16 protein-coding genes are annotated in these 13,454 nt (G+C 41.7%); 1 reads left to right on the forward strand and 15 read right to left on the reverse strand.

The window, feature by feature from the left end:
* Positions 1-184: 184 nt before the first annotated feature.
* The 10 genes from D8855_RS08110 to D8855_RS08155 form a co-directional block, all read right to left on the reverse strand.
* On the reverse strand, positions 185-802 hold the full coding sequence (locus D8855_RS08110) for a TIGR01906 family membrane protein (protein WP_125416902.1): 618 nt from the start codon (positions 800-802) through the stop codon (positions 185-187).
* On the reverse strand, positions 792-1,565 hold the full coding sequence (locus D8855_RS08115) for a TIGR01457 family HAD-type hydrolase (protein ID WP_125416904.1): 774 nt from the start codon (positions 1,563-1,565) through the stop codon (positions 792-794). The genes D8855_RS08110 and D8855_RS08115 overlap by 11 nt, the downstream gene beginning before the upstream one ends.
* A gap of 8 nt (positions 1,566-1,573) precedes the next feature.
* Positions 1,574-2,311: an acyl-[acyl-carrier-protein] thioesterase gene (locus D8855_RS08120; RefSeq protein WP_125416906.1), complete on the reverse strand. Its 738-nt coding sequence runs from the start codon at positions 2,309-2,311 to the stop codon at positions 1,574-1,576.
* 4 nt (positions 2,312-2,315) lie between these two features.
* Complete coding sequence (hemW, locus tag D8855_RS08125) at positions 2,316-3,446, reverse strand: radical SAM family heme chaperone HemW (protein WP_125416908.1); 1,131 nt, start codon at positions 3,444-3,446, stop codon at positions 2,316-2,318.
* A gap of 83 nt (positions 3,447-3,529) precedes the next feature.
* A complete protein-coding gene (locus D8855_RS08130; RefSeq protein ID WP_000517381.1) occupies positions 3,530-3,919 on the reverse strand; it encodes a YtxH domain-containing protein in 390 nt (129 codons plus the stop codon).
* A 15-nt stretch (positions 3,920-3,934) separates the two neighbouring features.
* Positions 3,935-4,318 carry a DUF948 domain-containing protein gene (locus D8855_RS08135; protein WP_042750944.1) on the reverse strand — a complete coding sequence of 128 codons (384 nt, stop codon included), beginning with the start codon at positions 4,316-4,318 and terminating at the stop codon, positions 3,935-3,937.
* Complete coding sequence (gene lgt, locus D8855_RS08140; protein ID WP_049487860.1) at positions 4,319-5,107, reverse strand: prolipoprotein diacylglyceryl transferase; 789 nt, start codon at positions 5,105-5,107, stop codon at positions 4,319-4,321.
* Positions 5,100-6,035 carry an HPr(Ser) kinase/phosphatase gene (gene hprK / locus D8855_RS08145; RefSeq protein ID WP_000115156.1) on the reverse strand — a complete coding sequence of 312 codons (936 nt, stop codon included), beginning with the start codon at positions 6,033-6,035 and terminating at the stop codon, positions 5,100-5,102. The genes lgt and hprK overlap by 8 nt, the downstream gene beginning before the upstream one ends.
* Before the next feature lie 236 nt (positions 6,036-6,271).
* A complete protein-coding gene (gene rpsU / locus D8855_RS08150; RefSeq protein WP_000048054.1) occupies positions 6,272-6,448 on the reverse strand; it encodes a 30S ribosomal protein S21 in 177 nt (58 codons plus the stop codon).
* Positions 6,449-6,601: 153 nt separating this feature from the next.
* Positions 6,602-7,309: a glucosamine-6-phosphate deaminase gene (locus tag D8855_RS08155; protein WP_049486750.1), complete on the reverse strand. Its 708-nt coding sequence runs from the start codon at positions 7,307-7,309 to the stop codon at positions 6,602-6,604.
* A 150-nt stretch (positions 7,310-7,459) separates the two neighbouring features.
* On the opposite strand from D8855_RS08155, the gene queA reads away from it, so the two are divergent.
* Complete coding sequence (queA, locus tag D8855_RS08160; protein WP_049486751.1) at positions 7,460-8,488, forward strand: tRNA preQ1(34) S-adenosylmethionine ribosyltransferase-isomerase QueA; 1,029 nt, start codon at positions 7,460-7,462, stop codon at positions 8,486-8,488.
* A gap of 80 nt (positions 8,489-8,568) precedes the next feature.
* On the opposite strand, the gene D8855_RS08165 is transcribed toward queA, so the two are convergent.
* The 5 genes from D8855_RS08165 to mnmL form a co-directional block, all read right to left on the reverse strand.
* Entirely contained in the window at positions 8,569-9,429 is an 861-nt protein-coding gene (locus D8855_RS08165; protein WP_049486752.1) for a YihY/virulence factor BrkB family protein, read from the reverse strand.
* A 179-nt stretch (positions 9,430-9,608) separates the two neighbouring features.
* Positions 9,609-11,663, reverse strand: coding sequence for a cation:proton antiporter (locus D8855_RS08170; protein WP_049486755.1), 2,055 nt, complete (start codon positions 11,661-11,663; stop codon positions 9,609-9,611).
* Positions 11,664-11,674: 11 nt separating this feature from the next.
* Positions 11,675-11,929 carry a hypothetical protein gene (locus D8855_RS08175; protein WP_000361085.1) on the reverse strand — a complete coding sequence of 85 codons (255 nt, stop codon included), beginning with the start codon at positions 11,927-11,929 and terminating at the stop codon, positions 11,675-11,677.
* The gene (gene mnmM / locus D8855_RS08180; protein WP_049486756.1) at positions 11,922-12,479 is read right to left on the reverse strand and encodes a tRNA 5-(aminomethyl)-2-thiouridylate-methyltransferase MnmM; all 558 of its coding nucleotides are present in this window, start codon (positions 12,477-12,479) and stop codon (positions 11,922-11,924) included. The genes D8855_RS08175 and mnmM overlap by 8 nt, the downstream gene beginning before the upstream one ends.
* Positions 12,463-13,419 carry a tRNA modification radical SAM protein MnmL/YtqA gene (gene mnmL, locus D8855_RS08185; protein ID WP_049486757.1) on the reverse strand — a complete coding sequence of 319 codons (957 nt, stop codon included), beginning with the start codon at positions 13,417-13,419 and terminating at the stop codon, positions 12,463-12,465. Before mnmL ends, mnmM begins: the two co-directional genes overlap by 17 nt.
* Between the last annotated feature and the right edge of the window lie 35 nt (positions 13,420-13,454).

Raw genomic sequence — 13,454 nt, forward strand, 5'->3', positions numbered from 1 at the left:
AATTCTATTATACAAAAAAATAAAGCGCTTGACTAGGGATTTTTAGAAAAAAAAGCCTATTTTTTCAAGAAAAATAGACTGTTTGCGAACGATTGAGGCAATGTAGATTTAGTTAATTCACTCTTGACAATCATTTCTAATCACATACCTAATTGATTTACTCAAAATAAGAATATCTTTAGTATTACTTCCTACGACTTTTCAGGTACAGAAAACCAAAGAAGCTTTCATAGAGGGCAAAAAAGAGGAGGAAGGCATGGAGGAAAAAGGTCTCTGGCAAAATCAGAATAACTGGATCCTTGGCTGGGTCAAAAAGCCAGGTATCATCTCCCACAAAGAGAATTTGATGGAAAAGAGTAAAAAATTGGTCAAAACCAATCAAAACTCCCCCAAGACCAATCACCAAAGGCAAAACTACTAGAGTCAAAATCCCCTTACTGAATAAAGATAAAAAGCCCTTTTTCACAATCCCTTTGACAAAGAAATAGAAACTTGGCAGTGTCACTAGAGCTACTATCTGAACTAGGTGAAAGAGATTCTTCACCACCGCAAAGTGGTGCAGACCAGCTGCTGACGAACGAAAATCAGGCATCTGCAAGTCCTGACTAAAAGGATTGATCAGGTAATCCATCAAGATATGAAAGTTGTACTGAATGGTTTCTGGTTTTAGATAAACTCGATCTGTTAAATTCAGCCACTGAATCTCCAGCGGATAGAAAATCCAAGCCAGATAAATAGTCAGAAGGATTGAGAGGGACAGGAGAAAGAGCATAGAGCCCCAAAAGGTCAGTTTAGTTTTCATCAAAGTTCCACTCCGCAAGGCTAGAAACCACATGAGTCGGTGCGATTGGTAGGGTTGCTACTTCTTCTGCCTTGGTAAAACCTGTCGTCACCAAGAGCGTTGGAATGCCATTGTCAATCCCTGCTCGAATATCAGTTAAATAGTTATCTCCAACCATAATCAACTCTTCACGTTGCAAACCTAAGTGCTCAACCGCCTTGTCCATGATGATGGCATTTGGTTTTCCAATATAAACAGGCTTCACTCGTGTCGCTACTTCAAGTAGTGTAATCAGTGAACCAGCACCCGGCAAAAGACCGCGTTCTGTCGGGATGTTGAGGTCAGGGTTGGTTCCGATAAAGTGGGCACCCTTTTGGATAGCCAGAGTTGCTGTCGCAAATTTTTCATAGTCGACCTGCCAGTCCAGCCCTACTACCACATAGGCAGGATTATCCTTGTCTTCCACATAACCAGCTGCCTTGATGGCTTCCTTGAGCCCTGCTTCTCCGATGACATAGACGGTCTTTTCAAGCCCCAAGTCGTTCATATAGTCAATCGTTGCCAAAGTCGCTGTGTAGACAGTCGATAGGGGCGTATCGATATTAAAATTCTGAGCCAACATCTCCTGAACACTCTCAGGAGTACGGGTTGTATTGTTGGTCACAAAGAGATAGGGAATGTCTCGCTTTTGCAATTCATGGACAAAAGCCTCTCCTGCTGGAATTCTGTCTTTCCCTTTATAAATGGTTCCGTCTAAATCAATTAAATAGCCTTTATATTTCATATTTTTCTCTAATCCTTCTTCATTTCTTGCCAAGTGATGATAGCTTGGGCATTGGTAGCCCCGTCACTTGTAATCTCATGCTTACTTTCCAGTCCAGTCCGTTCAACAGCCGATGTAATAACTCCACCTGGTCGAACTTCCTTGACATACTTGAGGTTGATTTTCTTGGGAATATATTGGGTCAAAAAATCCGCTCCCATGACCTCAAAAATCCAGTCCAAGTATTTACTGTTATTGACATGACCATTCATATCCAAATCGTAAAAACGGACATGGTAATCCTTGCTGATTGATTCGTTCAAGGACTCATACTTTGGCCCGCGGATAAGTTTTTTATCAAAATCAGACTGGTAAGGAGCCACAATCTCAGGCTCGACAACATGAACTCTTCGACTGTCTCGGTCCATGAGAACAAAGGTCGCCATCATGTGAATGAGCTCCTGCCCCGTTTCATCATAAATGGTAAAGCGACGGTAGCAAAAAAGTCGATTATAGCTCAAAGCTTCCGTTTCGATGGTAATTTCTTCCGCAAAACGAGGCAAACGAGCCACCTCAATATCATAATCTGTGATAATCCAGACCAGATTATAGTTTTCCAAAATGGCCTTATCACTAACTCCCAACTCAATCGACTGCATCCCTGAAACTTGCAGGGATAACAAAATCACATCTGGAAGCTTGATATGACCGTTCATATCAGCCATATCAAAAGGAATTTTCATTTTCATTTGATAAGTTAAACCCATCGTTCTACTCCAAAATAAATCGTTCTGCTACGGTGTCTCCCAAAAAGAGACCTCTCTTTGTCATGCGAACTCGATCCCCCTCTATTTGCATGAGACCTTGTTGAACCAAGTCCTTGACAATTTCTCCATAAAGTCCATCAAAAGACCGTCCAAATTTTTCCTCAAATCTCACCATGGAGACTCCTGATTTCTTGCGGAGCCCCAGGAACATTTCTTCTTCCATTTGCTCCTTTTGACTCAGGTGCTCTTCTGTGATGCGAGCGTTGCCTTCCTCAACTGCACTGAGATAATGACGAATCGGGCCGTGGTTTTTATAGCGAACACCATTGACATAGCCAGATGCCCCAGCACCGATGCCATAGTATTCAGCATTGTCCCAGTACATGAGATTGTGGCGACTTTCAAAACCGGGTTTGGAGAAATTGGAAATCTCATAATGCTCAAAACCTGCCCGCTCCAACTCCGCGATGATGTACTCAAACATCTCCGCTTCCAGTTCCTCCTTAGGCAGAGGCAATTTCCCTCGTCGCATCCGGTTCATAAAAACCGTATGATTTTCCAAAATCAAGCTATAAAGGCTCATGTGGGGAATATCCAGTCCAATGGCCTTAGCCACATTTTCCTTGACCTGCTCCATGGTCTGACCAGGCAGTGCATAGATCAAATCGATTGAGATATTGTCAAAACCAGCCAGTTTCAGACGGTCGAGATTTTCATAAATATCCTTCTCCAAATGACTGCGCCCAATCTTTTTCAGCATCTTATCATCAAAGGTCTGCACGCCTAGCGAAACACGATTGACAGCCGAGTTCTTCAAAACAGCAATCTTATCCGCATCCAAATCGCCTGGATTAGCTTCAATGGTCAACTCTTCTAAGACAGACAGGTCCAAGTTTTTAGTCAAGCCCTTCAATAATACCTCCAGTTGCGAAGCTGACAAAGCTGTCGGTGTGCCACCACCGATATAGAGGGTTCGCAACTTTTGAATATCATAAGATTGAAACTCTTCTAACAGATGTTCCAAATAACTATCTACCGGCTGATTCTTGATAAAAACTTTTGAAAAGTCACAATAATAACAAATCTGGGTACAAAACGGGATGTGCACATAGGCTGACGTTGGTTTTTTCTGCATAGTACTTATTATACCACAAAGACACGCTACGAGAAAAAAATCACCATCCCCAGACACATAGTCCGTCCAGAGATGGTGATGGTTTATTCTTCTGTTATGTCAATAACAATCTCTTCTGATTCATCAAGAGTTTCGGCCTTTTCTTGCCATTGCTCCTTGAGATTATTGAATCGATCTTTTGATGCTTCTGTCGCTTGGCGAGCACATGATTTGGCTTGAGCAAGTACACTGTCCACAGTGATTTCACCTGACTCAACCTGTTCTTTGGTTTTAAGAACAAAATCTGTAGCCTGCTCCTTAACTTCTGTCAGTTTTTCACAGACCTGCTCCTTGGCATACTCAGGATCTTCTCTCAAATCATCTAGAAAATCTTGAGCCTGACTGCAAACTTGTTTGCCCTTGTCGCTTGTTAAAAACAAGGCAAGAGCTGCACCTGAAACGGTTCCTAAAAGGATTGAGGATAGTTTACCCATAAGGATTCTCCTTTTTTATTTTTTGAAAAATTTACTTGCAAGACGAAGAGCTGACAAACTTGCACCAGTCTTAAATGTTTTTGAACCAGCTGATGAAGCTTTCTTACTCAATACACGCGCATGGTCATTGAGATCTGAAACAGATAGAGATAAATCTGCAACAGCACTAAAGAGTGGATCAATCGTTGCCACCTTGACATTGATATCATCTGCCAAGACATTGACCTTAGCCAGCAATTCATTGGTATGATGCAAGGTCACATCTACATCTGAAGTTAAGGTTTTAATCGTCTTCTCTGTTTCATCGATAACACGTCCAAGCTTTTGTACAGTAATGATTAAATACACTAAAAATACAATCAAAGCAAGGGCTACAAGAATATATGCAACTTCTAACATTTAATTTTCCTCCTCTGTAACATAGTAAGGGGCCTTCTTACGATTTTGATAAAGAATGATAAAAATACCCAATCCGATAAGAACAACTGAAAGCCATTGAGATACTCGAAGTCCAAAGAACATGAGGCTATCTGTCCGCATACCTTCGATGACCATGCGACCGAAACCATACCAAATCAAGTAGAAAGCAGTAATATGACCTCGTCTGAGGCTCTTCCATTTTCGTCTAAAAATCAGAATCAAGGCAAAGCCAAGTAGATTCCATAGAGATTCATAAAGGAAGGTCGGTTGACGGTAGCTCCCCTCAATATACATCTGGTCACGAATAAAGCCAGGTAGATAATCCAGATTATCCACTGCTGCACCATAAGCTTCTTGGTTAAAGAAATTACCCCAGCGGCCTAGACTTTGGGCAATCATGACGCTAGGTGCCGCAATATCTAGAAAATCCCAAGTATTGATGAGTTTACGATCAGCAAAGATATAGAGGACAAGAGCCCCAGTTATCAAACCACCGTAAATGGCCAAACCACCATTCCAAATGGCAAAAATCTCTCCTAAATTCTGACTATAGTAATCAAAACGGAAAATAACATAGTAGAGACGAGCTCCTAAAATAGCCAAGGGAAAGGCTACCAAGATAAAATCTAAAATATCGTCTGGTATGATCTTCTTTCTAGGCGCTTCTTTCATGGTCAAATAAACCGCAAGAATCAAGCCTGTCACTATACACAAGGCATACCATCGAATAGCTAGAGGCCCTAGATGAATAGCAATTGGATCAAGCATTAGGCACCTCGTTTTGAGCAATGAGATTTGTCAAGCGTTCTTCGAACAAACGCGTCGCATCAAAGCCCATTTCCTTGGCACGATAATTCATGGCAGCAGCCTCAATCACGACAGAGATGTTACGACCTGTTTTAACTGGAATACGGATACGAGGAATGGCTACGCCAGAAATTTCAAGTTCCTCTGCATTGTTTCCAAGACGATCAAAAGTTTTATGTGTATCGTAATTTTCCAAATAAACAGCCAACTGGACTTGTGAAGAATCCTTGACGGCACTCGCACCGTAGAGGCTCATGACATCGATAATCCCAACCCCACGAATTTCAATCAGGTGTCTCAAGATTTCAGCCGGTTCACCCCAAAGAGTAATCTCATCCTTGGCAAAGATATCGACACGATCATCGGCTACCAAGCGGTGACCACGTTTGACAAGCTCCAGACCTGTCTCACTCTTACCGATGCCACTATCACCTTGAATCAAGACACCCATTCCATAGATATCCATCAAGACACCGTGCACACTGGTCCGTTCTGCCAAACGAGAATCCAGATAACTAGATAACTCCCCAGATAAACGACTGGTTGCTGTACGACTGGTTAAAATGGCAATCTTACATTCTCTGGCTGCCTTTAACATTTCCTCCGGAACCACCAAACCACGGGCAACAATAACCGCAGGTGTCTCAGGTAGAAACATTTTTTTCAAGACTTGGTAACGGTTGTGAGAGGACATCGAAACGAGATAGGACCACTCCTTCATTCCCAAGAGCTGGATTCGCTCTGGAGTGTAGTAGTCAAAATAGCCTGTCATTTCAAGACCAGGTCGCGTAATGTCCGCGGTATTAATTTCTTTTTCGAGTAATTCTGGTTCGCCATAGACAATGTCTAGTCTAAGCTTTTCAATCACTTCTTTTACTAAAACCGACATCATTTCCTCCTTCAAATGAGTTCTTCTTTCTATTATATCAAATTGTAGGAGGATATTTGAGATTTTTGCAGGCTTTGAAGTATTTATTTATACTCAATGAAAATCAAAGAGCAAACTAGGAAACTAGCCGCAGGCTGTACTTGAGTACGGCAAGGCGACGTTGACATGGTTTGAATTTGATTTTCGAAGAGTATTAAAAGAAAAAAGACTAGATTTCTCCAGCCTTTCATTTCTAATTAGAATTTTTTACGTTTACGAGCTGCTTCTGATTTACGTTTACGTTTTACAGAAGGTTTTTCATAGAATTCACGTTTGCGTGTTTCTTGAAGAGTACCAGCTTTAGTAACCGCACGTTTGAAACGACGAAGTGCGTCGTCAAGAGATTCATTCTTACGTACTACTGTTTTAGACATTTTTTTCACTCCCTTCAAGTTCAAGATCTATTCTATTTTACACGTAAAAGTAATAATTGTCAAGAAAAAATCCGGTTTAATTTTGATTTTTTTGCCATTTATACAAGTCTTGAAAGCATCAATTAAATAGAGAAACTGAAAGAGTTCATTTTTTTATTTTTCAAGTAAGCTGAGCGCTTCAGCATCTGCAATAATGGTCACATCTGGGTGGTTTTGTAGGCTACTTGCTGGTAAGTTCTCAGTCACTGGACCAGACACTGTTCCTGCAATGGCTTCTGCTTTCGACTCACCATAAGCAAAGAGAAGGATTGACTTGGCATCCAAGATATTTTTAATCCCCATTGAAATGGCTTGGGTTGGGACGTCTTCAATCTTGTCAAAAAAGCGCGCATTGGCTTCAATAGTAGACTGATCAAGCTCTACTAGATGCGTTTGACTGTCAAATGGAGTACCAGGTTCATTAAATCCGATATGTCCATTGCGACCGATTCCCAAGATTTGAAGGTCAACTGGATGGTCAGCCAAAATTTGGTTGTAGCGTTCAACTTCAGCTTCAGCATGATCCTTAACACCACGTGGCAAAAAACTTTCTTTAAATGGTTTTTGGTTGAACAAGTTTTCTTGCATGAAGTAACGGTAAGACTGTGGGTTGTCCCCATCAAGGCCTACATACTCATCAAGGTTGACACTGGTTAGATCTGAAAAATCAAGGTCACTCTCAACAATTTCCTTGTAAAATTCAAGCGGGCTACTTCCTGTCGCAAGTCCTAGGGTTTGAGCGCCATTGGCTAATTTTTCCTTCAAAATCTCAAAAGCAACTTTTCCACCTTCGATTTGGTTTTCAACTTTAATAACTTTCATCTTTTTATCCTCCGTTTCAATCTATATTTATTATATGGTATAGACCAATTTTTGTCAAGTGAAAACGATTTAATTTCTAAAAAAAGAGCGACTATACTTGAAACATGTTATAATGGATAAGATTAGAACTTAGAAAGAATGAACAGATATATGAATACAGCTGATTTTGATTTCCACTTACCCGAGGAATTGATTGCCCAAACGCCCCTCGAAAAACGGGATGCCTCTAAACTCCTCGTTGTCAACCGTGAGACGGGAGAAATGCAGGATAAACACTTCCACTCTATTATTGATATGCTGGAACCTGGTGATGCCCTCGTTATGAACGATACCCGCGTTCTCCCTGCCCGTCTCTATGGTCAAAAGGAAGAAACTGGAGGTCATGTGGAACTTCTCCTGCTCAAAAATACTGCCGGAGATGAGTGGGAAGTTCTGGCTAAACCTGCCAAACGCCTCAAGGTTGGCACTCGTGTTAGATTTGGTGATGGCCGTCTCAGCGCTGTTGTTACGGAAGAATTGACTCACGGGGGCCGCATTGTCCGCTTTGAATACCAAGGAATTTTCCTAGAAGTCTTAGAAAGTCTGGGTGAAATGCCGCTACCGCCTTATATCCATGAAAAACTGGATGACCGTGAACGCTATCAAACGGTCTACGCTAAAGAAAGTGGCTCTGCTGCAGCACCGACTGCTGGTCTTCACTTCACCAAAGAACTGCTGGCAGAAATCCAAGCTAAGGGTGTTCATCTGGTCTATCTGACTCTTCATGTCGGGCTCGGAACCTTTAGACCCGTTTCTGTGGATAATCTAGACGAACACGAAATGCACTCAGAATTCTATCAACTTTCTGAGGAAGCTGCTGCCACCCTTCGCTCTGTTAAGGAAAATGGTGGTCGTGTCATCGCTGTCGGAACCACTTCTATCCGCACCTTGGAGACCATTGGTTCCAAGTTTGATGGGCAAATCCAAGCAGATTCTGGCTGGACCAATATCTTTATTAAACCTGGATATGAGTGGAAGGTCGTAGATGCCTTCTCAACCAACTTCCACCTGCCAAAATCAACTCTGGTTATGTTGGTTTCTGCCTTTGCAGGTCGTGAATTAGTCTTAGATGCCTACCACCATGCCATTCAAGAACACTATCGCTTCTTTAGTTTTGGCGATGCCATGTTTATCTATTAATTTTCACAATCAAAAAAGCGCATATTATCAAGGTTTTATAAAGCCTGATAATATGCGTTTTGTAATGGATAAAAAATGAGTTAATTTATTCTAAAGCTCGGATCTTTCAAACTCTGGACACTGGCATTGATAACCGCACCGACAATTAAAATCTTAGCGATAAGAATAAACCAGAACATCATGACCACCACGACGACGGAACTGAAAAAACGGACGTCCACTAGGTGATTGACATAATTGTTAATATAGACTGAAAAGATATTGAGCAGTAAGGCCAGAGTCAACAAGACAAAGGCACTACCTGGCAATACATGTCGAATTCGTCGCACCTTAACATTAGGCAGGAAATAATAAAGCATGACCAAGATTGCAAAAATCAAGGCATAGACCAAGGGGCCTGTCAGGTCTTGCAGATAAGCAAAAATAGGACTATCCGATTTCCAGTAACTTTTGATAAGGTTGAGAAGCATGCGACCAAAGACACTCAAAAACAGAGCTAAGGCAAAGAGAATCTGCAAGCCAAAACTGACTAGTAAACTCATCAATTGCTGATAAATTAAACCTCTACTCTTAGCTACTCCGTAAGCTTTATTAAAGGCTTTCTGTAGGAAATTCATGGATTTTGAAAAGGTCCAGAGGGCTGACAAAACCGCAAAACTCAATAAGCCTGTTGACGGTTGGGTCAGTACTTCTGTAATAATTTTTGCGACCACATCATACATGGTATCGGGCAAGAATTCATTGACAACCTTTAAAAAATTTGAAACTGGAATCTGAAAATAAGGGAGGATATTAACCACCACCAAAAGCAGGGGAAAAATCGAAATCAACCAATAGTAGGCTACTGCGACACTGGTCAACTCACTATCTGATGCTTGATAATAATGCAAAAAAGCTTTTACTAAAGGCTTGTCTATCAGCTCTTTCCAGCACTTTTTCATGTCACACTCCTTCACTTATAATCTTATACTCAATGAAAATCAAAGAGCAAACTAGGAAGCTAACCGCAGGTTGCTCAAAGCACTGCTTTGAGGTTGTAGATGAAACTGACGAAGTCAGTAACCATACCTACGGTAAGGCGACGCTGACGTAGTTTGAAGAGATTTTCGAAGAGCATTAACTAATTTCTTCTTACCAATTCCACCATATCATAAGGCAGGGTATTGGCAGCTTCCTTCAAGGAATAGTTCTCTAAGTTATTCACATTTTGTCGTAACTTCTTGGCATACTTGGTCGTAATCAATCGTTTTTCTTCATATTCGAAAATCAACTTGCGCTCCAGATAATAGCCTCTCAGCATTTCATCGATATTGTTGGGCTTGACGCGATTGATAACCCGTTCGACAAAGGCACCACTGGTGATGATAGCTGTTTCTCGGAGACGAGAATCCTGCATGAAACTGATTAAAGAACTCTTATAAACCCCTTTAAGGTTTTCCAAACTTTCGATAATCATCTCTGTATTTTCTAGATAGAGCTCTGCAATTTGGTCATAGTCAAGGGCTCTGAGTTTCTGTGATTCTTCATTTTTCCAACTGCGGAAGGTCTTGCCAAAGGTAAAGACTTCGTGAAGGAGAAAACGTAAAATCCGCAAGGAAACAAGGAAATAATAGGTCAAACGTGAAGCAAACTTGCGATTTATACTTTGTTCCATGTTTTTCAAATAACGTTGGTAAACTCGATAGGCACGCTCACTCATCTTGCCTTCTTCGTAAGCCTGTTCTAAACCATCACTTTCAATACTGAGGATGAGAAGTTTTAAGGCCTCCCAGTCTTCTTGAGCCCCCTTATTTTCTTGACTCAGTATGAGATTTTCAATACGTCCATGATAATTGTCAATGGCTGCATAGAGAGGGAGCTTATTTCTGGTATCTTCCAACTCTTTTTCCAACTCTAGCGTTACTTCATTCAAAATAGCGATATGCATGAGATAATCCTTGCTTTCTTCCTGTTCATCAGAAAGATGAGGCAAGACCAAGAGACCTGTTAAAAAGCTTACCAGCGTCACACCTGCGACAAGGAAAAGTAAGAGAGGATACTCCTGCTCTAGATTACTTGGTATCAGAAGAATCGTAGCAATCGACACCGTTCCCTTGACACCTGAAAAGGTCAAAAGAAGCATGTCCTTCATATACTTATTTAGCTTTTTCTTGAGACGTCTAGTCCTATAGGCATAATAGCCATAAATCATGACAAAACGAATAGCAAAGAGGACAAAGGTAAGGGCTATAAGAGATACAAATAACAGTAAGGGATTATAGATTGGATTGGTCAAGATAGGCTCTGCTATCATTTCCAACTCCATCCCTAAAATCACAAAGACAGAACCGTTCAGCATAAAATTCACTGTATGCCAAACCGTCTCGGTCACCGTATCCACTTGGGCTTCGAGGAGCGTAATTTTCTTAAATCGGCTTGCCTTTAAAATCCCAGCAACTACAACGGCAATAATCCCTGAAACGTGGACTTCTTCTGCCAGGAAGAAGGTCACCAGAGGCAAACTCAATTCCAGAAGGAGCTCACTAGCAATATCCGTTGCTCTCACACTTAGCAAGAAGCTATGGAGGAAACGGTTAGTCATGGCTGTTAAAAAGCCAATCAAAAAACCGCCTAGGATTGAAAAGATGAGCGAACTACTTGCTTGCCCAAGGGAAAAGGCTCCAGTTGTCCAAGCTGTCAAAGCTACCTGAAAGGCAACCAAACCTGATGCATCATTCAAAAGTCCTTCACCCTTAAGGATATTGGACACGCGCTTAGGAAAGCTAAAGCGCTCCGAAAGAGAGGCAAAGGCCACCAAGTCCGTAGGGCCAAGGGCTGCCCCAACAGCCAAGCAAGCCGCCAAGGGAAGACTGAGCCAAAGAAAATGGGCCAAGCCACCCAAACTCAGGGTCGAGATGAAAATCACTGGAAATATGAGATAAACAATGATTCGCCAGTGTTTTAAAATAGCCGTAATATCTGCTTCCTCCGACTCTCGGAAAAGCAAGGGCCCGATAACCAGAGCCAAAAACAACTCTGTATTGAGGTGAAAGTCGGTATTGGGTAAAAAGAGACCAATCACGATTCCCAAAAGAATTTGCACCAAAGGGAGAGGTAAAAAGGGCAGGAGCTTATTGGTTGTACTTGAGACAATCAAGACCAGTAAAAATAGGATGAGGTAAATCAGTAATTCCACGCACGTCCTCCTTAATCTTTTTTACAACAAGATTCAAATATCTCCTTCTGCTCTTTGATTTTTTGGTCAATCTTGGAACAATCCTTGTGCTCAATTTTTCTCTGGCACCGTTCCATTTCAAGAGCAACTAATTTTTTCTTGATTTTAAGCATTTTTTTGCTCATATGTGCTTGATCTAACACCCCCACCGCTCGTTCGTGGTGGGTTGATTCAACAAAATTCTGGCGCATGGCATCCAGCTTTTCACGTAGGTATTGTTTATCCATGTCTATATCTCTCTAATTTTTCAATCATCACTAAAAATGGTGGGTTGTTGACTTGGTTTAAAGTTCGGTAAATGGCAGCTGTGTACTCTTGTTGGTTCAACTGACTGACAAAATCCAAGACAGCATCCCTCTCGAGGTCGCCTCCTTCATGTCCATAGTAGATCATGATGGCAATCCGTCCCCCTTTGACAAGCAAATGACACAGCTTTTCTAAGGCTTCAATCGTTGTCTGAGGTTGGGTAATGACTGACTTATCAGCTGACGGCAGATAGCCCAGATTGAAAATTCCTGCCTTGGCTTCTGTCACAAACTGGTCCAGTGTCTCATGGCCTTGCAAGATTAACTGGGCATTTGTCAGGCCAGCTTGGTTCAAACGCTCTTGCGTCTTTTCCAAGGCTTGCTCCTGAATATCAAAGGCATAGACTTGCTTAGCTAGCTTGGCTAGAAAAAGCGTGTCATGACCATTTCCCATGGTTGCATCCACTACGATATCATCCTGAGTTACAACCTCAGCTAAAAAATCATGTGCCATCTCAAGTGGTCTTTTCATTTTCAAACTCCTGTTTTACAGCCTTGCATCCTTGAACGCTTCCACGACGTCTCATTTCAGTTTCAATAGCATTTAGAACTTCCCATTTATTGAGGCTCCACATCGGCCCAATCAGCATATCTCTAGGTGCATCTCCCGTGATTCGATGGATGACGATATGTTTGGGAATGATTTCCAGTTGGTCACAGATGACCTTAACATATTCGTCCTGACTCATCAGTTGTAAGCGTCCCTCATGGTAATCCCGTTGCATACGTGTATTTGTCATGAGGTGAAGCAAGTGCAGTTTAATTCCTTGAATATCGTTATCCGTAACACAGCGGCGGACATTTTCAATCATCATCTCATGGGTTTCACCAGGCAAACCATTGATCAAATGGGAAACAATCTCAATTTTTGGATATTTCCTCAAACGCTTGACCGTTTCCACGTACAATTCATAGGAATGGGCACGGTTAATCAGGTCAGAGGTTGCTTCATAAGTAGTCTGCAAGCCCAATTCAACCGTCACATGCATGCGCTCCGACAACTCAGCCAAATATTCGATGGTTTCGTCTGGTAAACAGTCTGGCCGTGTTCCGATATTGATTCCTACTACACCTGGCTCATTGATGGCCTGCTCATAGCGTTCCCGAATGATTTCCACCTTTTCATGGGTATTGGTAAAATTCTGAAAATAAACCAGATACTTCTGAACATCTGGCCACTTGCGGTGCATAAAGTCAATTTCCTTATAAAATTGCTCACGAATAGGCGCATCTGGTGCCACAATGGCATCTCCAGAACCGGAAACCGTACAAAAAGTACAGCCCCCATGAGCCACAGTTCCATCACGATTGGGACAGTCAAATCCCGCATCAATAGGGACTTTAAAGGTCTTTTCTCCAAAGAGTTTTCGATAATAATCATTCAAGGTGTTATAAGATTTCATAACTTTCATTATAACAAAAAACAACCACAATCTCAAAAGCCTGA

The sequence above is a fragment of the Streptococcus mitis genome (assembly GCF_003942685.1).
GTDB classification, from domain to species: domain Bacteria; phylum Bacillota; class Bacilli; order Lactobacillales; family Streptococcaceae; genus Streptococcus; species Streptococcus mitis_CD.

What these genes read in the sequence shown, in the direction of transcription:
- D8855_RS08120 (WP_125416906.1), bottom strand. Translation starts at nt 2,311, where the DNA reads ATGGGTTTAACTTATCAAATGAAAATGAAAATTCCTTTTGATATGGCT.
- D8855_RS08115 (WP_125416904.1), bottom strand. Translation starts at nt 1,565, where the DNA reads ATGAAATATAAAGGCTATTTAATTGATTTAGACGGAACCATTTATAAA.
- rpsU (WP_000048054.1), bottom strand. Translation starts at nt 6,448, where the DNA reads ATGTCTAAAACAGTAGTACGTAAGAATGAATCTCTTGACGACGCACTT.
- mnmL (WP_049486757.1), bottom strand. Translation starts at nt 13,419, where the DNA reads ATGAAAGTTATGAAATCTTATAACACCTTGAATGATTATTATCGAAAA.
- hprK (WP_000115156.1), bottom strand. Translation starts at nt 6,035, where the DNA reads ATGTCGGTTTTAGTAAAAGAAGTGATTGAAAAGCTTAGACTAGACATT.
- D8855_RS08110 (WP_125416902.1), bottom strand. Translation starts at nt 802, where the DNA reads ATGAAAACTAAACTGACCTTTTGGGGCTCTATGCTCTTTCTCCTGTCC.
- hemW (WP_125416908.1), bottom strand. Translation starts at nt 3,446, where the DNA reads ATGCAGAAAAAACCAACGTCAGCCTATGTGCACATCCCGTTTTGTACC.
- D8855_RS08130 (WP_000517381.1), bottom strand. Translation starts at nt 3,919, where the DNA reads ATGGGTAAACTATCCTCAATCCTTTTAGGAACCGTTTCAGGTGCAGCT.
- mnmM (WP_049486756.1), bottom strand. Translation starts at nt 12,479, where the DNA reads ATGAAAAGACCACTTGAGATGGCACATGATTTTTTAGCTGAGGTTGTA.
- D8855_RS08155 (WP_049486750.1), bottom strand. Translation starts at nt 7,309, where the DNA reads ATGAAAGTTATTAAAGTTGAAAACCAAATCGAAGGTGGAAAAGTTGCT.
- D8855_RS08165 (WP_049486752.1), bottom strand. Translation starts at nt 9,429, where the DNA reads ATGAAAAAGTGCTGGAAAGAGCTGATAGACAAGCCTTTAGTAAAAGCT.
- queA (WP_049486751.1), top strand. Translation starts at nt 7,460, where the DNA reads ATGAATACAGCTGATTTTGATTTCCACTTACCCGAGGAATTGATTGCC.
- lgt (WP_049487860.1), bottom strand. Translation starts at nt 5,107, where the DNA reads ATGCTTGATCCAATTGCTATTCATCTAGGGCCTCTAGCTATTCGATGG.
- D8855_RS08175 (WP_000361085.1), bottom strand. Translation starts at nt 11,929, where the DNA reads ATGGATAAACAATACCTACGTGAAAAGCTGGATGCCATGCGCCAGAAT.
- D8855_RS08135 (WP_042750944.1), bottom strand. Translation starts at nt 4,318, where the DNA reads ATGTTAGAAGTTGCATATATTCTTGTAGCCCTTGCTTTGATTGTATTT.